The organism is Streptomyces sp. NPDC016677 (assembly GCF_055562815.1).
Genome location: NZ_JBVHEO010000021.1, coordinates 29,728 through 47,518, shown reverse-complemented (window position 1 = coordinate 47,518; position 17,791 = coordinate 29,728). Strand labels below are relative to the sequence as shown.

Here is a 17,791-nt window from a genome sequence, read left to right as displayed (position 1 = left end):
GCGAATTCGAAAAGCGGACCACCGTTCGGATCCAGAGGGCTTTCTCCCCGTGGCACACTCCCGCCTTTCCCCCGGTCACGCGGATTGTTCGGCATCCGTTTGTTCAGCATCGGCCGGCCGGACCTGAACAACAGATTAGCGGCTACAAACGGTGCATCAGGTCCCGCACCGGGACCCGACAGCGAACGGAAAGAGGAAACCCATGAACAAGCGCACGCTGGCCGCGGCCGTCCTGATCAGCGGACTCACGCTGACCGCCGGCCCCCTCGCGCAGGGCGCGCAGGCCACGACGGCGGCCGTACCGTCCGCTGCCGCGCGGCAGCAGGTCGTCGTCTGCGCGGTCAACGACAACGGGGTCAACTTCCGAAGCGGCCCCGGCACCAACTACCAGGTCCTGGGCCAGGTGAACAAGGGGCAGCAGCTCAACTACCGGGACAAGAGGGGCGAGTGGGTGATGGGTGACCTGGTGGGCGGACGCACCGGTGTCTGGATCCACGACGCCTACCTCGACGGCTGCTGACCGCACCGTCCCTCCCGTCGATACCACGGGGTGCCGACACCTTCACATGGCTGTCGGCACCCCGTGCCCCCTTCCCCACAGGAGCGTCGATGCACGACAACACACCGGGCGGCGCCGTGCGCCCGCCCCGCGCCCCCATCCGCCCCGTCCACCTCAGCCGGGCCGGTTTCCTGCGGGCCACCGCCACGGCGGCCCTCGCGGGCGGCCCGCTGCTCCGCACCCCCGCCCACGCGGCGGCGGACCCCCTCCGCGTCTCCAAGGTCGCCGACCTCACCGGCCCCGGTCTCACCACCCGGTTCCGCATGGAGGCCACCGACCTGGGCGTGCCGGCGCGGACCCCCGACGGCCGGCTCCTGTTCGTCTTCGGCGACACCTTCGAGGAGGCCAGGGTCGGCGGCGGGTGGTGGCGCTCACCCGTGGCGCTGTACGGGCGCTCCGCCGGCTCCGGCCGGCCGGTCGCCTGGACCGGCGCGGTGGGCGGCCGGCACGCCCGGCAGCTCTGGCCGTACGACCACGACAACCCCGAGTACTCCACCATGCTCCCGTCGGACGTGATCACCCTCGGGGACGTCATGTACCTGCACGTCATGGTGAACAACGGACTCGGCAACGTGGTCCGCACCGAGATCCGGCGGTCGGACGACTCGGGCGCGACCTGGCGCCCAACCGGTGCCGTGTTCGCCCCTGACCTGCACGACGGCATGTTCCAGCTGCTCACCTGGGCCCTCGGCGACGACGGCTACGTCTACGTACTGTCCACCGGCTTCCAGCGGAACAAGCCGGTGATCCTGCACCGGGTCCGTCCCGCCCGCCTGACCGACCCCGCCGCCTACGAACCCTGGGGACGGGCCCCCGACGGCCGCTGGGCCTGGGGCGAGGCGCCCGCACCCGTCCTGCACGGCACGTTCGGCGAGCTGTGCCTGCGGCCGCTCGACGGCCGGTGGCTCCTGACCTGGTTCAACCAGGCCGACTACCGGATCGACGCCCTGGTCGCCGACCACCCCACGGCCGACCTGCCCGCCGCCCGCCGCCGCACCCTGCTGTGGGGCACCTCCTGGGGCCACGAGGACGACACCCACGTCGCCCAGTTGTACGGCGGCTACGTCATTCCCGGGTCGACCCTCGACGACCTGCACCTGTCGGTGAGCCAGTGGAACACCGAGGAGGGCTGGCCCTACCGCGTCATGCAGTTCCGCGTCCGCGGCCTCGCCTCCGGCGGCGGTCCGGGGGAGGGCGGCGGTGCTTGAGCGCGCGCGGCGGGGTGTCGCGTACGCCGCCGGGACAGTGGTTCCCGTCGAGGGCAGATTCTCCCGGCGTGGTGCTGCTGTCGCACCGGGACCGGACGGTGCTGTCCCGCCGCTACGGCATGGCCGACAGGGGGGAAGGGCATCCGCAACGCCTTCGTCCAGGCGCGCGCGGCGCGGGCTGAGGCCGGTGAACCCATAGGCGAGACCGTCCTGTTCTTCGGGTGCGGGCGCCCGGAGGAGGCGGCACACGTGGACGCCGGACCCCTCCGGGTGCACCGCGCCTGCTCTCAGCCGGTGCCGCGCGTAGCGGATGTCCACTGACGAGAGACGGCCGTGACGCGCCAGTTCTACGGCTGGTGTGCGGCTTCGGGTCGCGTCGGTGGGGATGGCGGCTGTGCGATGGTGACGGTGTAGTGCCAGAACGGTCGTACAAGCAGTGCGCCGACGATGACGAAGATCATGCAGAGCAGCGAACTGCCTGTCCACGCGACACCGAGACCGGTGGCGGAGGCCATGGCGCCGGCACGCAGGTCTCCGAGGCGCGGACCGCCGGCGACGACGACGGTGAAGACGCCTTGCAGCCGGCCACGCATGGCGTCTGGTGCGTAGGTCTGCAGAATCGTCTCGCGGTAGACCGCGCTGACGAGGTCCGCCGCTCCGGCAGCGGCCAGCAGGGCCGCGGCCGCGAAGAGGTGGTGGACGGTGCCCGCGAGGGCGATGGCCGCCGCCCAGGTGGTGACGGCGATCGCCAGCGCCCGGCCTTGGCGGCGCACTCGTCCGATCCATCCGCTGAACAGCCCCGCCGCGACCGACCCGATGGCGATGGCCGAGTACAACAGTCCCACTCCTCCGCCGAAGCGCAGCTGTGCCGCTTCCGGGAACAGGGCGGTCGGCATGGCCATCGTCATCGCCGCGATGTCGACCGCGAAGGACATCCAGAGCACGGGGGCGGCGGCGATGAACCGCAGCCCGTCGAAGACCGAGCGCAGCCCGCCGGTGCGGTCCCCCGAGCCGGTCGGCAGGATCGGGGGCAGGTGAACGGCCGAGTACAGCAGGACGGAGAACAGCACGGCGTCGGCGCCGTAGGCCCAGCAGTAGCCGTTCGGCAGCGAGATCAGGAGGCCCGCCACAAGGGGCCCGGCGACCTGCCCGACATTGCCGGCGGTGAGGTACAGCGTGTTCGCGGCGGGCACCAACGGGGTGGGGACGATGCGGGGAATGATCGCGCCCCGGGCGGCGGACGACACGGCGAAGGCGCCGGCCTGGACAGCGACGAGGGCGAGGATGAGGGGCACCGAGCGCAGATCGGCGAGCGCCTGGAACAGCAGGGCGAGTGTGATCGCCCAGGTGAGGCAGGCCGACGCCAGGTAGAGCGTACGGCGGTCGAACCGGTCGGCGATGGCGCCGCCGTACAGGCCGAAGACCACGAGCGGTACGAGGCCGGCCAGCCCCGTCAGCCCCACGAACAGCGACGACCGCGTCAGCGCGTACACCTGTACCGGGACAGTGACGCTGGTGACCATGGTCCCGATGTATGCCGCGCCCTGCCCGATCAGCAGGCGACGGAAGGCAGGGTGCGCCAGCGGGCGGGTGTCGAGGGCGATACCGCGCAGACTGGAGATCAGCCGGGCCTTCAGTGCGGGCGGGGCCGTGGGAGGAAGCTCGCGCGGGGTGGGGGATGTCGTGGGCATGGCCACCACGCTGGCAGGATCGCGCGGTGTACCGCTTCCGTTATTCTGCCGTCGTATGTCGGAAAACAGTCAGACGGAGGAGGCGGCGGAGCCCAGGGACACCTCGCACGCCCACCTCGCGGGCGAGGTCATCGGCCGCCACCAGCACGGCTATCACCAGCTTCTCTACGTCAGCGCCGGTGTGCTGGCGGTGCAGACGGGCGAGGCGTCCTGGGTGGCGTCCAGGGCGCGCGCCGTGTGGATTCCGGCGGGCATCTGGCATCAGCACCGGGTGCACGGGCACAGTTCCGTGCACACGCTCGGCTTCGCCGCCCACGACGTCCTGCTGAGGTCCCGGACGCCGGTCGTCGTGGCCGTGGACAGCCTGGTGCGCGAACTGATCATCGCGTGCAGCGAACCGTCTCTTCCGCAGCAGGAGGCACGCCACCTGCGCGCCGTCCTGCGGGACCGGCTGCGGCGAGCCCCCGTGGAGCCATTGACGCTGCCCACCCCCGACAACTCCCTGTTGCGGCAGGCGTGCGCGCTGGTGACCGGCGATCTGCGGCAGCCGCGGACCGCCGCCTGGCTGGCGCGGAGCGTCGGCGTGAGCGAGCGCACCCTGGCCCGGCTGTTCAGGAGCGAGTTCGGCATGACCTATCCGCAATGGAGAACCAACGTCCGGGTGTTTCACGCCATGGTGCTGCTGGCGGAAGGAGCAAGCGTCAGCGAAACGGGACGTCAGTGCGGATGGGCCACGACCAGTGCGTTCATCGACACGTTCAGCCGCACCATGGGCCAGACACCGGGAACCTATCGCATCACACCCGGTGGGTGAATTCCCAAGCCAGGGTTCGTGAGCCAAAGGCCGACTCTCGACCTCGAACAGTACCGAGGACGTGCCCCCGGTGGTGTCATCGCCCGCATTCCGGAGCGCGTTCTCGCAATAGCCGCCGCGATCTGGCATGACGACCACACCGGACAGCCCGTCCTGCGCTCACTGACCGCCTGTGGTCACTGACCCCTTCCGGCCAGCCGCGGCGGGCCGATGCGGTGCTCGCGTCGCAGCCGCAGAACCTGTGCCTCGATGGCGGCCGGGGTGCGGTGGGCCGGCCATCCTGCAGCCCGGCCCCGCCCTGCTTCCGGTAGCGGCCGGCCCGGTGTGCGGCTGTCGTACGGCTGACCTGGAATCGTTCCGCGGCCCGCCGCAACGGCCAGCGGTCGTCCACGGCACACAGGGCCTCCTGCGGTCGGGCGTGGATGTCGCGATGTACACCGGACCCAGAAGGCCCTCACTAGATCGACACCACCGGCCGGGCCCACGCCGCCGTCCAGGCCGTCCTCGACGCCGGACGCCCCGGTCCCCCGCCCCATGCCGGCCGGCGAAAGCCGGTCGGACAGGTGCGGTTGGGGCTGGACTTCTTCTGAGGCCAGGCGTCCGGCGGCGGCCGCCTCAGACCAGGGTGCGGGCGAAGCAGACGGCCATGGGGTGGCCCTTGTAGGGGCCGTAGCCGTCGGTGCGCCGGTAGCCCTCGCGGTCGTAGAGGCGGATCGCGTCGGGCTGCTTGACGCCGGTCGACAACTGCACGGTGAGGATCCCGCGTCGGCGTGCGTGCTCCTCGAGTTCACGCAGGATGCCTGCGGCCACGCCCGTGCCGCGAGCCTCCGGAGAGACGTACATGCGCTTGATCTCCCCGGTGCCGTCGGGCAGCAGGCGCAGGGCGCCGCAGCCGGTCGCGACTCCGGCGGCGTCACGGGCGACCAGGAACACGTCGACGTTCTCCGCGGTCGGTTTGTCGGTTTCCTGGTCCGGGATGCCATAACGGGCGGCCAGCTCCGTCTCCATGGCACGACGAAGTCGATCGCCGTCGGCACAGTCCCAGGGCTCCTGCGAGATGGTGAACGTCATGTCACTCCAGTCAAGTCGTCCGGGCGGCAGCCCTGTCGGGGACGCGTCGGTCATCCGAGTTCCTGAGGGCCCGCAGTGGTCAGAGCGCTCAGCAGATCGAGCGTCCGGGCCCGCTCCTCGGCCGGCCCCACGGGCATCGCCACGACATCGGTCGCACCCGCGTCGAACAGGCTCCGGATCTGCCGCTCGACGCGGGCCTCGTCCCCGAGGACGACCGCGTCCTGGGGGCCGTCGGCGCCGCCACGTTCGAGGATGGCGCGGTAGCCGGGGATCTCGGCGACCATCGCGAAGCTCTCGGCGGCCCACGCGCGCCGCTGGTCCTCCTGGGACGTGAGGCAGACCGGCACGGACACCACCACACGGGGCGAGCGCCGCCCCGCCGCCTTGGTGATCCGCGGCACGATGTGGTCGGCGACAGCCTTCGGAGTCGTCCACGTCGTGATGGTTCCGTCGGCCAGCTCACCGGCCACCCGGAGCATGGCCGGGCCGAGCGCGCCGACGAGCACGGAGGTCGCCCTCGCCACCGGCACCTGGACCGCACCTGCCGCCGTGAGCGTCTCGTCCTGGTAGGAGACGCTCTCACCGCGCAGCAGAGGCATCAAGGCGGACAGGTAACCGCGCAGGTGACGGGCGGGACGGTCGAAGGAGTAGCCGTACTGGTCTTCGACCAGGGGCCGATGGCTCACGCCGAGACCCAGCACCAAGCGGCCGCCGACGGCTTCCTGCACGGTCAACGCCTGTGCGGCGAGTGCCAGTGGGTGTCTGGGGTGTGTGGGAATCACCGCTGTGCCCAGTTCGAGACCCGGCACTTCCCGCCCCGCGACCGCCAGTGTGGTCAGTGTGTCCCGGCCCGTACGCTGACTCATCCACACCCCGCCGAAGCCGGCCCGGGCGGCGGCCCGGGTCTGATCGACGATCGTCTCCAGGGACGGTCCGCTCTCATCCACGACAAGCCCGATGCGCATCCTGTCTCCTCCAAGTGCCGACGGCTCGCCGTGTCGCACCAAGGGGTTGCCACGGGGTCCGGCACGGTGCGGGGCCTACGCGTCCGCGCGGAACTCCGTCCGGTCGGCACGTCGGACGTTCACCCGTGATCCAACCAGTGGCAACGGTCCCCCCGGTAACGCCGATGCGGCAGCGCCGGGCATGCCCGGTCGGCATGCCCGGCCGGGACAGGGCCGCCGTGCCGTGCGTGGCGTCTCGCCGCGTGTGGCGGTCAACGGCCTGTCGGAGCCCACTGGTCGCGCGCGTGCTCCACGAACTCCTCGGCGATCGGGTGTGCGTTGTGGGCCGGCACTCCGATCTCGAGACTGCTCCAGGAGAGGCCGTCGACCGGACGCACGCGCAGCCCGGGCAGCTCGGTGTCCGGCAGGGTCGAGCCGTGGACGAAGGCGACGGCCCGGCCGAGGGCGACAGCGGCGAGCACATCGGTCGCGTTCCGCACCAGAGGGCCGTGCCGTCTCGGGCGTCCGTCGGCGTCGGCTGCGGTCCAGTGGTCCGCCTCCTCCGGGGACATGCCGGCCCAGTGGGTGACCGGCTCGTCCCACAGGTCGGACAGGGTCAGCCTCTCGCGGGCGGCCAGGGGATGGTCCGCAGGGAGCAGAACCTTGCGTTCTTCGCGCGCGAGCCGGTCGACGGTCAGTCCGTCCCGGTCGTGGCGGTCCCGCAGGAACGACACGTCCGCCGCGCCCGCTCGCAACTCGTGCAGCTGGGCGAGCCACTCGCGCGGGACGACATTCACCCGCACACCCGGACGGTCCGCCTCGAAGGACCGGCTCGCCGCCGTCACGGCCACGACGTCACACAGAGGAGCGGTCACGGTGAGGGTCTCCGCCTCGGACCGCATGCCGCGGGCGCGTTCAAGAGCGGCCTGGGAACGGCCCACCAATTCGTACGCCTCGGAGAGCAACGCCCCTCCCGCCACTGTCAGTTCCGTGGCGTGGGAGCGGCGCACGAAGAGGGGGACGCCGACCGTGCGCTCCAGCGCCTTGATCGCCCGCGACAGCGCCGGCTGGGTCATCATGAGCCGCTGCGCCGCCCGCGTGATGCTGCCGGCTTCCGCCACGGCGATGAGGTACTTGAGGTGTCGCAGCTCTAGATCGGGCACGTTACGACGATAGACGATGCGCTTCGCCGCACGGTGCGGCCCGGTTCCCGGACTCGGCTGTGCCACCGTCTGCGGCCCAGCCCGCCGGCAAGGGCAAACGTCGCAGCACGGGAGAGCGGGACTTCATCGCACTGATCGACGGCGTCCACCAGCTCCTCAGGGTGCCGATCGTGCCAGTCTGCCTTCGGCACCGCCCGACACCCTCGACGGCTTCACAGCCGGAACCGGCCCGGCCCCTACCCGGCTCCCGCCCTACTTGCCCTTTTCTTGTGTTTCTTGATGCCGGAGTGCAGATCGTTGGGGTTGTTCGGTATCAGCAGGTTGCGGCCGGGAGGACTGTGGCCGGTGGCGGCCTTGTGCACCCCGATCACGAAGTCGGTGCAGTTGTGGCGCAACACGTTGTAGTCGCGGTACAGATTTGTGTCGATGTACTTCTGCGCCTTCGAGAACTGCTTCTGAGTGAGGGGGACGGACAACTCGGTGGTCGCGTTGCTCGGATCGTCGTGATTTATCCGCACCTCGCCGGGCACACTCCGGAACGGTGCTGCCTCGTTGATCCGCCCGTCTCTGGGATAGAAGCCCGCGGAGGAAAGGAACTTGTCGTTCTTGTAGAACGCCACCCAGGAGTGACCGACCTGATCGAAGTAGTCCTCGTCACGGAAACTGGCGTTCTTCCGTACCAATACGCGAAGCGTGATGCGGTCGTCCCCGCCTTGCTCCTGCTCTTGCTCTTGCTTCTGTTCCTGCTCTTGCTTCTGTTCCTGCTTCTGTTCCTGCTCCTGTTGCGCGGTCTCCGCTTGTCGGCCGCCGGCCGTCTCTCCGGTCTCCGGCTGCTGAGCCCTGGTGTACCCGCCGTCCTCGGTTACCCGCCACCCCTGCTCCAGTATGCGCTGGTGGGCCGCGGCAGGGTCGGGCCACGGCACCCGCTGGACGACCCGAGCGGCAGCGGTCACGCCGGCGCCCGCTCGCCCCTCTACCGTGCGGACCTGGGTTCCCGCGTCGGCGTCCCGGCCGACCGCGCGCTGTACGAGGCGCGCCGTACCCGGCCGCTGCTGGGGGCCGGGGCGACCACTGCCCGCACTCTGCTGAGCCAGCAGCCTGGTGGTGCCGGCGTTGCCGGCCAGCCTCTGGAGCACCATCACCTCGCGCGGGCCGGGAGCCGCCCCGGCGCCGATACCGGTTGGCGGCGTATCACGCGTCACGGCAGGTGGGGCAAGCCGGGCCGACGAGTGCCGGGAATCCTGCTGCCGCTCTCGTTCCCTCAACCCGGGCCCTCCATGGTGCCGTGAGTTGCCGCTCTCGCCCTGATCCGGGCCCGGCCGAGGTCGGCCATTGCGGCGGTGAGAGGCAGCTCGGAGTCTTTCTCAGCCCACAAGGCTGTCACAGCGAGACAACGGGTGAAAGGGTGAGAGTACTGTCCTCGCGGGCAGTGGCGAGGTGTCCGTAGGGACCTCCGGCCTGGTCTCAGAGCCGGTGGTGGGCCTTGCCCGCCTTGGAGTCGGGGGTCATGCGCCGCAGCTGCCCCGGCTGCTGTCCCTGGTCCTCGCCACGCTCACTGAGGCCAAGCCGAGGAGCGCCGGGCAGCGCCCTTCTGCCCCGGTCAAGTCGCGCGCCGCGTAGGCATGCGAGACAGGCCGTACGCTCACTGGACGGTCCTCGACGCATGCAGGCGCAGGCGTCGGGCGAGGCTCCGGACAAGACGGAACCGCGGCGCTCCGCATCCCGCGTTCCCCCGCGCGCACCGAATCCGGCGGTGCTCGCCCGGAGTGCGCGAACGCGTCCGGAAGCTGGCCGGCGCGGCGGCGCCGGACGCACGGGCTTCAGAAGAAGCCCATCTTCTTCGCGGAGTACGAGACCAGGAGGTTCTTCGTCTGCTGGTAGTGGTCCCGTACGGGTGGCCCGGCGCGGACGGTGCCCGGTCACATTTTCAGCTGCGCGGCATCCGTTCCAGAAGCGGCGAGCGCGGCGTACTCGCTCGGGGTCCGGCCGTAGCGACTGCGGAAGGCGCGGGCGAAATGGCCGCTGTCGGCGAACTGCCAGCGGGCTGCGATCTCGGAGACGGTCATCCGCCGGTGCGGTGCGGTGAGCGCGCGGCGCGCCTCCTCCAGGCGGCGATCCCGGATGTAGGCGCCCGGTGACTGGCCTTCGGAGGCGAAGGCGCGTTGCAGGGTGCGCACGGAGACATTGAGTTTCCGCGCGAGCGCCGCCGGGGAGAGGGCGGGGTCGGTGAGCCGCCGGTCGGCCAGGTCCCGGGCGGCCTGGGCCAGCGCCGGCGCCAGCCGAGGCTCGACATCGTCGAGGCCGCCGCGGAGGGCGGCCCGGGCCAGTTCGAGCAGGGTTTCCCGGGCGGCGTCGATCCCGGCGGGTCCCAGGCCGTCCAGCACCCGGCTCACCATGGTGGCGTGCGCGGTCAGCAACCGTACTTCGGGGGAGTCGGCCGGACCGGAGGCCGCCGTGCCTTCTCCGCGCAGGATCTCGGCGGCGGGCAGTACCAGCACCTGGACGGTGTGGCCCGGCGTCGTGGCGAAATGCGACAGGTGCCCCGTCTGTGTCAGGAAACGGCCGGCCGGGACCGTGTGCTCGGCTCCCCCCGGCTCTGCGAAGCGCCAGGTGCCGCGGTGGACGATCCACAGTCGTACGTGATCATCGGCCCCGGCCCGGGGACCCGTCGTCCGGAGGGCGGCGGCGCTCTCGAAGCGGTTGAACATCACGTCCCGCAGCCGGAACCCGCGGGACCGTGCGCGAAAGCTGCCGACGGTCGCCCGGCTGTAGGACGCCAGCGCGAAGGTCTCACCCATCCGGGCCCGCCATTCCTGTGCGAAGTCCCGGAACGCGTGGGCGCCGCTCAGGTCCACCGAGATCGTGCTGTTCATCGTTGTCGCGCATCTTCCATCCAGCTTGTCGCACCGGTCCGAGCCCTCACGTCGAGACCTTCCTATGGTTTCGGCGTAACCGCCGCACTGACACCGAGGTGAGACATGAGCACGATCGCGATCGTGGGCGCAGGCCCGCAGCTGGGACGAGCGATCGCCCGACGATTCGCCACCGAGGGGTTCGACGTGGCGCTCGTCTCCCGCAACCGTACGACGCTGGAGGCTGTCGCCGACAGCCTGTCCGGCGGCAGCTCCCGGGTCGAGGTGTTCCCGGCCGACGTCACCGACCGTCCTGCTCTGCACGCGGCGCTGTCCGCCGTCGAGGATCGGCTGGGACCCATCGACGTGCTCGAGTATTCGCCCGCGCCGTCTGTGGAAGACCTGCGCCGGGCCCCGATCGTCGAGGCCACGAAGGTCACCGTCGACTCGGTCCTCGCCCAGCTGGACCTGTACCTGCTCGGCGGCGTCGCGGCGGTCGAGCACGTCCTGCCCGGCATGCTGGCCCGTGGCTCGGGGACGGTCCTGGTCACCAGCGGCGCGGGTTCGGGGCCGATGATCGTCCCTCACGTGGCGAACGTCCAGATCGCCACCGCTGGGATGCGCAACTGGATCCTCAATCTGCACGAGGCACTCTCCGGGACCGGCGTGTACGCCGCGCATGTGGCGATCGCCGCCTACATCGGCCAAGGCGGCCACGACTCCCAGCCGCAGACCATCGCCGACGCCTATTGGCGACTGCACAACGAGCGGACCGAGGCCGAGCTGGTCATCCGTGACCTGCCGGACAACTACGCGGAGTTGGGCCTGGCGGACAAGTTCGTCGAGTCCTGAGCCTGACTCACCCGACTTCCACCTGGCGCCGGCCCTCGGGCCGCCCGCCCCGCCCCTGGAACCATGCAAGCGCGACAAGACCGCGGCAAAGGGCCTCCTGGCCATCGGTCTGGTTCGTACCCCCGACCTGCCAAGAGGCCCTGCTGTCAGAAGCGCTGCTCGGGCGGCAGCCGGAAGCCGGGGTGTACCACCACCGCGGGTACGGCCGGGGCAGGAGCCGAGTTGGCCGCGCCGCACGCGTCTGTTCCGCCCGCCTGCCACGAACCCGGCGTTACGGGTGGAGAGCGCTCAGCGTTTCGAGCCCGGAGACCTGCGGAACGCGTCGAGACCCGCAACCACCTCACGGGTTGAAGAGCAGGGTCAGGGGATGTCGATGACGGCCTTGCCCGGCACCCGGCGGCCTGCCAGTTCGGCCACTGCCCACGCCGCCTCCGACCAGTCGGTACGCAGGGCGACCTGCGGGTCCAGTTCGCCGCGGGCGGTGAGCGCGGCGAGCCAGGTGAGGTCGTCGCCCAGTCCCGCGGCGTCGTCCAGCAGGAAGTAGGTGACGATCTGGCGGTTGTGTCGACGGCTGTCGCCGAAGAAAGCTCGGTAGGGGAACTGCTCGCCGTCGCCGGAGATATGACCAGCGGCGACCAGCACACCGTGCTCGGCCAGGGCGCCGTGTGCGCCGACCATGTGGGCACCGCCGACCAGCTCGACCACGCCGTGTACCGGTTCGAGGTGCTGGAGCGCGGCGAGGTCGGTGACGATCTCGTGGGCGCCGAGTGCGCGCAGTGCGTCTGCCTTCGCCGGATCGCTGGTCATCGCGGTGACATGTGCGCCGCCTCGGGCCGCGAGTTGCAAGGTGAACCGGCCCACGCCGCCGCCTGCCCCGGTCACCAGGACACGTCGCCCCAGGATCGGGCCGACGCGGTGCAGGACGCGGAGGGCCGTCCCCGCTGCGACCGGCAGCGTACTGATGGGGCCGAGGTCGGCCCCAGCGGGCGCGGTGCCGATCAGAGCGGTGTCCACGGCGCGTAGTTCGGCCCAGGCGCCGTCCGCCCCGACGGTGACGACGGGGGTGCCGGCCGCGGGACCGGTGCCGTCGGCGGCTGCTTGGACCACCACGCCCGCGGCGTCCCAGCCGGGCACCGTGCCCGGTTCGCCTTCGGGGATCACGTGGTGGACCTCGCCGGAGTTCAGGGAGAAGGAGTGGACCCGCACCAAGGCCTGGTGGGCGGCCGGTTCGGGGTCGGCGACCGTGGTGAGCGCGAGGTGACCCGGAGCTGAGTGATCGATCATCAGTGCTTGCATGAAGAGAGATAGTGCCACTCGATGGCATGTGCCTACAAGGGGCAATCGCGGATTGGTAGACTGCTGCTTGTGCAGAAGGATCTGAAGGAACTGCCGCTGCGTGAGCGCAAGAAGCTGCGGACTCGCCAGGCTCTGGTCGATACGGCCCTGGAGCTGTTCACCGCACGGGGTTTCGCTGGGGTCACCCTGGATGAGATCGTCGATGCGGTAGAGGTCTCCAAGCGCACGTTCTTCCGCACGTTCACGTCGAAGGAAGACGTGGCCCTGGCTCCGGAGAAGGAACTGTGGGCCGCCTACCTCACCGACATCGAGGCGCGACCCCTGAGTGGTGAGCCCTTGTTCGACGCCTACAAAGACGCGTTGTTCGTGGCGCTGGATCAGATGGCGGACGGCTGGGAGCGGCGCTTCCTGGCCAGCCGCCGTCTGGCGGACATCACCCCGGCGCTGGCCGCGCACAGCCTGCGGCACTGTTCAGAGGTGTCCGCGAGCGTCGTTCGGATCGTGGCGGACCGGCCCGCCGGCCAGCTCCACAGCCGTACCGAACTGCGCCTGCTGCTCGACCTCATGCTGGCTGCCTGGCACTGCGCACTGGAAACGTGGATCTCGTCGGACGCCGCGCGCCAGGACCGCGCGGGGCTCGTCCGACACATCCGTACGGCCTTCGACACGATCCCCGAGGTCGCGGCACTGGCAACAGGACGGCCAGGCGCATAGGACATGCTCCGCTGCCGATCCCGTGGACGACGGAACCGTCTCAGGCCGAAGCGCCGGCGGCGGATACTTGGCATCGGCTCGGGAATCGAAGGCGGTGCGGCCTCGAATCCGTTCGCCGGGAGCAGCGGCCTCACCACTCGTACCCGCCCTACCGCGGGGAGCGGGAACCGTCGCCGACGGTGATCACAGTCCTGGTCGACCAGCTCGCCCTGCGCGCACTGAGCGTGACGCCCCCGGCTCCGCGCTCGGGGCGCGCATGCGTGAGGCGGGAACGCCCGTCCCCGCGAGCGTCACCGCCGACCGACCACCCGGAACTCGTGCAGGCCGAGGCCGATCCGCTCCCGGTCGGACTGGACGGCAAGGGAGTCGTGGCGCTGGACGCCCTCGTGCGTCGCGCCCGCGACGGGCAAGCAGCTCGGAGAGGAGGGACGGTGCGGGGCCCGATGCGGCCTCCTCCTCGACCGGGCACCGCCCATCGTCTTCCCTGCTGCCTGTCACAGGACGACTGTTCGTGGGCCGTTGTTCGTGGGCCATGAGGTCGGCGACGGGCTGGATGGGGCCGCGCACGGAGGCGAGAGACCCGTCCTCGGTCGCCCCGGCCGCCTCCCAGCGCACGTCACTCGTCTCCGGGGCGGGTGAGTACGTCTCGCGTCACCCGGCGGCCGGCGCCGCGGACTCCGCTGTCAACTGCCGTTCCCATTCCTCCCGGTCCGTCAGGTAGAGCGGGGCCGCCGCCCGGATGGAGAGTGTGTCGGCCGTCCCGTTCCGCAGGCGCCAGCGGACCGTCCCCGACACCTGCGCGGCGCAGACGTCGATGAAGGACTGACTGGCCCGGCGCAGACTGGCGAACCAGCGTCCCTCCAGTGCCTCGCGCACCCAGATCTGCTCGATGTGCATCTTCTCCCGGATGCTCTCCGCGTCGAGCGTCGCGGTCTCCAGGTGACGGTAGGTGCGCAGCAGGATCCAGGCAGCCGGCATCTCACGCAGTTCCAGGACCTTCTGGCCGCCCTCCAGGTGCTCCAGGCCGCTGAACCGGCCTATGCCGCAGGCCCCGACCCGGTGGTTGAGGATGTCGACCACCTCGCGCAGGGGCAGCGCGGCGCCGTCCACCGAGCACGGCACGCCGCGGTCGAACCCGATCTCCAACTCCGTCTCGGCGCCCAGCGCGGGCAGCACGCTCCACCGGTAGAGGTGCTCCGGGACGGCGTGCCCCTCGGGGTCCTCCAGCACGCCCGACTCGAACTCACGGCACCACAGGTTGGAGTCGACGCTGGTCAGCCGCTTGCTCATGTGCACGATCCCGTGGGACTCGAGTTCGCGGGCCTTCCGGTCGCGCTCGACGGGGTCGAGGTAGTAGGGGCTGCCGTAGGCGCCCTTCCAGCCGAGGTCGCGCAGCGCGCCGTTGAGCCTGCGCATGGTGTTCTGCGACCGGTTGGCGGTGTGCAGGATGCTCTCCGCGCCCAGGGAGGTGGCCAGCTCCACGGCGAGCTTGACGATGAACGGACGGCTCAGGGAAGAGCTGATGGGGTGGGTGCCGAGGTAGAACGACTGCGCGGCCACCGCGGGCCGGACGTACTCGTCGGCGAACACCTGCTGTCCGTCGAGGACGTGCAGGTGGACCGAGAGTTGTTCGGCCACGTGTTTCTGTTCCTCGATGTCTTCGCCCGCGCCCAGGTCGGCGTAGAGGGCGTGGATGTCCTCGAAGCCGGCCGCGGTCAGCCGGTGCAGCAGGTAGGTGCTGTCCAGGCCGCCGCTGAAGAGCACGACCACGGGGCTGCCCCGGTCCAGGCCGCCGGACTCGATGTCGTGGAAGGACCTGACGGGCGAGGCGCCGCCGGGGAAGGGACCGGTGCCGGGTCCGCCGAGTGACGTGGTGGTGGTCAAGATGCCTGCTCCTGTTCGATCAGTTGACGCAATGCCGTGGAGAAGCTGCGGACCGTCGGCTCCTGGAGCAGGGTCTCCAGGGGGGTGGCCACCGCCAGCAGACGCTGCGTCTCCTCCACGATCCGCACGGCCTTGAAGGAGTCGCCGCCTATGTCGAAGAAGTCGTCGTCCGGGTCGATGTCGTCCGCTCCCACGACGGCGCGCCAGATCCGGGCGACCACGTCCTCCAGCGGACCGTCGGTGTCGATGCCGTCGAGGCCCGACGCCGTGTCGGCGCGGGCGTCCGCCGCCCACCGGGTGAGCAGGGCGCTGTCGAGTTTGCCGTTGGCCGTCAGCGGCAGGCGGGCGACGAGACGGATGCTCGGGGGGACCAGCCGAGCGGGCAGCGCGGAGCGCAGGTGGGCGCGTACGGTCTCCACCAGCCCGGTGCCGTCCTGGTCCGGTTCGGCCACCAGAAAGGCGACCAGCCGTTTGGCGCTGCCCTGTCCCTCCGCGACGACGGCGGCCTGTCGGACGCCCGCACAGCGGACGGCGGCGGACTCGATCTCGCCCGGCTCGACGCGTACCCCGCGCACCTTGATCTGACGGTCCGCGCGGCCGAGGTACTCCAGGGCGCCGTCAGGACGGGCGCGGACCAGGTCGCCCGAGCGGTACAGCCGGCCACCGGGCGTTCCGAGGTGGTCGGGGACGAAGCGTTCCCGGGTCAGTTCGGGCCGGCCGAGGTAGCCGAGCGCGAGACCGGCGCCGCCGATGTACAGCTCGCCGGCCTCCCCGTCCGGGACCTGTTTCCCGTCCGGGTCGAGGATCCACAAGCTGGTCTCCGCGATGGCGGAGCCGATCAGCACCGTTTCGAGGTCCGGATCGCGCGGGCACTCCCAGGCGGTGCAGTAGATCGTGCACTCGCTGGGGCCGTAGAGGTTGGTGAGGGAGGCGGTGGACCGGGCGTACAGCCGCTTGACCAGTTCCGGGCTGAGGGGTTCGCCGCCGGTCAGGACCTGGCGCAGACCGTCGAAGCGTTCGTCGGGGCCGCGTGTCAGCAGGAACAGCTCCAGCAGGGACACCACGCAGTAGAAGGTGGTGACGTCGTACTCCCGGATCAGGCGTGCCAGGTAGTCGGTGTCTCGCTGCCTGCCGTGGGCCGCGACCACCACCGTGGCGCCCGCCAGCAGTGGCCAGTAGGTCTCGACGAGGAACATGTCGAACGTGCAGGTGGTGTGGTGGACGATCCGGTCGTGGGCCCCCATCGGATGGGTCGTCTGGAGCGCGCTCAGCCGGGAGACCAGGGCGTCATGGCTGATCAGGGACGCCTTGGGGCGCCCGGTGGAGCCCGAGGTGTACAGCACGACGGCCGGCTGGGCGGCGTCCTGCGTGCCGTGCGGCGCGTCCTGTGTGCCGTGCGGCACGTCGGGGGTGTGCTCCGCTCCTGTGACGACCAGCGTGGGCACCGGGGTGGAGAGCCGGGAGGCGGGGCCCGTGACGACGAGGCGGGGGGCGCAGTCGGCGATCGTCTCCAGCGTCCGTTCGGGCGGGTCGTCGACGTCCAGGGCCACTTGGGCACCGCCCGCGAACAGCACTCCCAGGATCGACACCACGAAGGCGACGGAACGCTTCTGGTGGACCACGACCAGGTCGCCGGGGCGCACGCCGTGTTCCCGCAGCGCGCGGGCCGTCCACAGCACCCGCTGCTTGAGGTCGGCGGCGGTCACCACGGCGCCGGTCTCGGGATCGATGAGCGCCGCGTGGTGCGGGTCGCGGTCCCAGGTCTCCAGCAGGAGGGTGTCGACCCTCCGGGAGCGGCCGAACGGCGCCGCGGGCCGGTCGGGAGCGGGCTCGCGCCGGGCGGGCGCCGGGCCCGTGGAACCGGTGGTGCTCATGCTCCGGCCTCCCAACCGGTGAAGAGATCGAGGTTGCCGGCGACGCAGTGCGCGAGCGGCTCGGGTGCCTCGGTGAGCAGCATGTGCCCGCCCGGCAGCAGGACCTGCCGTGTCGTGCCGCTGTAGAGCGACCACCCGGCGAGCCGGTCCTCGCCGCACAGCGGATCGTCCTCGCCCGCCACCACGAGCAACGGGCAGGCCAGGGTGGGCTCGGGGCCGGCGCGATGGTCCTGGACGGCCCGCATGTCGGCGGCGATGACCGGCAGGTAGGTCCGCAGCAGGTCGTCGTCGGCGATGGCGCCGGGCAGGGCGCCGTAGGCGCGCAGCTCCTCGCGCAGGTCCTGTTCGTCGCCGGAGCCGGTGCCCGTGGTGGTCTCCGGGGGCTGGTCGGGGGCCCACTGGGAGACGGCGACGAAGCCGCCGACCAGGGCGGGATCGGTGACCTGCAGCTCGCGGACGGCCTCCAGGGCGATCACGGCCCCGGAGCAGACGCCGACGACGAGAAGCGGTCCACTGCCCGGGAGGGCACGGGCGACGGCGGTCACCTCGGCCACCAGGCCGGGCAGACCGGGCACGGGTTCGCGGATGCGGGATTCCCGGCCGGGCAGCCGGACGGCCGCCACCGCCCAGGTCTCCGGGACGTGCCGGCGGAAGGCCAGGGCGCTGGAGGAGCCGGCGCCGGCGTGCGGGACCAGCAGGACGCGCAGGCGCGCCGCGTCCGGGGCGGCGCCGCCCAAGGTGTAGGGCTTGCCGGTCATGCGCCCACCTCGCCGGCGCCCGGGGCCGCCGCGGAGCGGACCGGGAGGGCACCGTGCCGGGCGGGGGCGGCGGCTGTGCCGCTGTACGGCGGGCGGCCGGGTCCGGCGCGG

15 protein-coding genes and 3 pseudogenes are annotated in these 17,791 nt (G+C 71.3%); 7 read left to right on the top strand and 11 right to left on the bottom strand.

The window, feature by feature from the left end; all coding sequences use genetic code 11:
- Nucleotides 1-202 precede the first annotated feature (202 nt).
- Both ACZ3IG_RS33670 and ACZ3IG_RS33665 read left to right on the top strand, forming a co-directional pair.
- A complete protein-coding gene (locus ACZ3IG_RS33670) occupies nucleotides 203-520 on the top strand; it encodes an SH3 domain-containing protein (protein ID WP_467436874.1) in 318 nt (105 codons plus the stop codon).
- A gap of 89 nt (nucleotides 521-609) precedes the next feature.
- A complete protein-coding gene (locus ACZ3IG_RS33665) occupies nucleotides 610-1,767 on the top strand; it encodes a DUF4185 domain-containing protein (RefSeq protein WP_467436873.1) in 1,158 nt (385 codons plus the stop codon).
- A 347-nt stretch (nucleotides 1,768-2,114) separates the two neighbouring features.
- Here the strand turns inward: ACZ3IG_RS33665 and ACZ3IG_RS33660 are convergent, their stop codons facing one another.
- The gene (locus ACZ3IG_RS33660; protein WP_467436871.1) at nucleotides 2,115-3,458 is read right to left on the bottom strand and encodes an MFS transporter; all 1,344 of its coding nucleotides are present in this window, start codon (nucleotides 3,456-3,458) and stop codon (nucleotides 2,115-2,117) included.
- On the opposite strand from ACZ3IG_RS33660, the gene ACZ3IG_RS33655 reads away from it, so the two are divergent.
- Nucleotides 3,457-4,272, top strand: coding sequence for a helix-turn-helix transcriptional regulator (locus ACZ3IG_RS33655; RefSeq protein ID WP_467436870.1), 816 nt, complete (start codon nucleotides 3,457-3,459; stop codon nucleotides 4,270-4,272). The two genes, ACZ3IG_RS33660 and ACZ3IG_RS33655, sit on opposite strands and share 2 nt — an antisense overlap.
- 36 nt (nucleotides 4,273-4,308) lie before the next feature.
- Nucleotides 4,309-4,455, top strand: a pseudogene (locus ACZ3IG_RS33650) (IS982 family transposase); the annotation flags it as partial.
- 2 nt (nucleotides 4,456-4,457) lie between these two features.
- Here the strand turns inward: ACZ3IG_RS33650 and ACZ3IG_RS33645 are convergent.
- The 4 genes and pseudogenes from ACZ3IG_RS33645 to ACZ3IG_RS33630 all read right to left on the bottom strand — a co-directional run.
- Nucleotides 4,458-4,696: pseudogene (locus tag ACZ3IG_RS33645) on the bottom strand (IS481 family transposase); the annotation flags it as partial.
- 191 nt (nucleotides 4,697-4,887) lie between these two features.
- Entirely contained in the window at nucleotides 4,888-5,343 is a 456-nt protein-coding gene (locus ACZ3IG_RS33640; RefSeq protein WP_467436869.1) for a GNAT family N-acetyltransferase, read from the bottom strand.
- 50 nt (nucleotides 5,344-5,393) lie between these two features.
- Nucleotides 5,394-6,308 (bottom strand): TIGR03564 family F420-dependent LLM class oxidoreductase, encoded by a 915-nt coding sequence (locus ACZ3IG_RS33635; protein WP_467436867.1) that lies wholly within the window; start codon nucleotides 6,306-6,308, stop codon nucleotides 5,394-5,396.
- A 251-nt stretch (nucleotides 6,309-6,559) separates the two neighbouring features.
- Nucleotides 6,560-7,450: a LysR family transcriptional regulator gene (locus ACZ3IG_RS33630; protein WP_467436866.1), complete on the bottom strand. Its 891-nt coding sequence runs from the start codon at nucleotides 7,448-7,450 to the stop codon at nucleotides 6,560-6,562.
- Nucleotides 7,451-7,483: 33 nt separating this feature from the next.
- On the opposite strand from ACZ3IG_RS33630, the pseudogene ACZ3IG_RS33625 reads away from it, so the two are divergent.
- Nucleotides 7,484-7,629 (top strand): annotated as a pseudogene (locus ACZ3IG_RS33625) (IS630 family transposase); the annotation flags it as partial.
- A 57-nt stretch (nucleotides 7,630-7,686) separates the two neighbouring features.
- On the opposite strand, the gene ACZ3IG_RS33620 reads toward ACZ3IG_RS33625, so the two are convergent.
- Complete coding sequence (locus ACZ3IG_RS33620; RefSeq protein WP_467436917.1) at nucleotides 7,687-8,652, bottom strand: hypothetical protein; 966 nt, start codon at nucleotides 8,650-8,652, stop codon at nucleotides 7,687-7,689.
- 717 nt (nucleotides 8,653-9,369) lie between these two features.
- Nucleotides 9,370-10,323, bottom strand: a complete 954-nt coding sequence (locus tag ACZ3IG_RS33615) for a helix-turn-helix domain-containing protein (protein ID WP_467436865.1) — start codon at nucleotides 10,321-10,323, stop codon at nucleotides 9,370-9,372.
- Between the two features lie 105 nt (nucleotides 10,324-10,428).
- Here ACZ3IG_RS33615 and ACZ3IG_RS33610 point away from each other — a divergent pair, with 105 nt between their 5' ends.
- Nucleotides 10,429-11,154, top strand: a complete 726-nt coding sequence (locus tag ACZ3IG_RS33610) for an SDR family NAD(P)-dependent oxidoreductase (RefSeq protein WP_467436863.1) — start codon at nucleotides 10,429-10,431, stop codon at nucleotides 11,152-11,154.
- A gap of 360 nt (nucleotides 11,155-11,514) precedes the next feature.
- Here ACZ3IG_RS33610 and ACZ3IG_RS33605 read toward each other — a convergent pair whose 3' ends face one another.
- On the bottom strand, nucleotides 11,515-12,450 hold the full coding sequence (locus tag ACZ3IG_RS33605; protein ID WP_467436862.1) for a zinc-binding dehydrogenase: 936 nt from the start codon (nucleotides 12,448-12,450) through the stop codon (nucleotides 11,515-11,517).
- Between the two features lie 69 nt (nucleotides 12,451-12,519).
- Here ACZ3IG_RS33605 and ACZ3IG_RS33600 point away from each other — a divergent pair, with 69 nt between their 5' ends.
- Complete coding sequence (locus tag ACZ3IG_RS33600; RefSeq protein WP_467436860.1) at nucleotides 12,520-13,164, top strand: TetR/AcrR family transcriptional regulator; 645 nt, start codon at nucleotides 12,520-12,522, stop codon at nucleotides 13,162-13,164.
- A 651-nt stretch (nucleotides 13,165-13,815) separates the two neighbouring features.
- Here the strand turns inward: ACZ3IG_RS33600 and ACZ3IG_RS33595 are convergent.
- The 3 genes from ACZ3IG_RS33595 to ACZ3IG_RS33585 are packed head-to-tail and all read right to left on the bottom strand — an operon-like array spanning nucleotide 13,816 to nucleotide 17,680.
- Nucleotides 13,816-15,048, bottom strand: coding sequence for an argininosuccinate synthase-related protein (locus ACZ3IG_RS33595; RefSeq protein ID WP_467436859.1), 1,233 nt, complete (start codon nucleotides 15,046-15,048; stop codon nucleotides 13,816-13,818).
- Nucleotides 15,045-16,922, bottom strand: a complete 1,878-nt coding sequence (locus tag ACZ3IG_RS33590) for an amino acid adenylation domain-containing protein (RefSeq protein WP_467436857.1) — start codon at nucleotides 16,920-16,922, stop codon at nucleotides 15,045-15,047. The genes ACZ3IG_RS33595 and ACZ3IG_RS33590 overlap by 4 nt, the downstream gene beginning before the upstream one ends.
- Nucleotides 16,919-17,680 carry a thioesterase II family protein gene (locus tag ACZ3IG_RS33585; protein ID WP_467436856.1) on the bottom strand — a complete coding sequence of 254 codons (762 nt, stop codon included), beginning with the start codon at nucleotides 17,678-17,680 and terminating at the stop codon, nucleotides 16,919-16,921. Before ACZ3IG_RS33585 ends, ACZ3IG_RS33590 begins: the two co-directional genes overlap by 4 nt.
- Nucleotides 17,681-17,791: the final 111 nt, after the last annotated feature.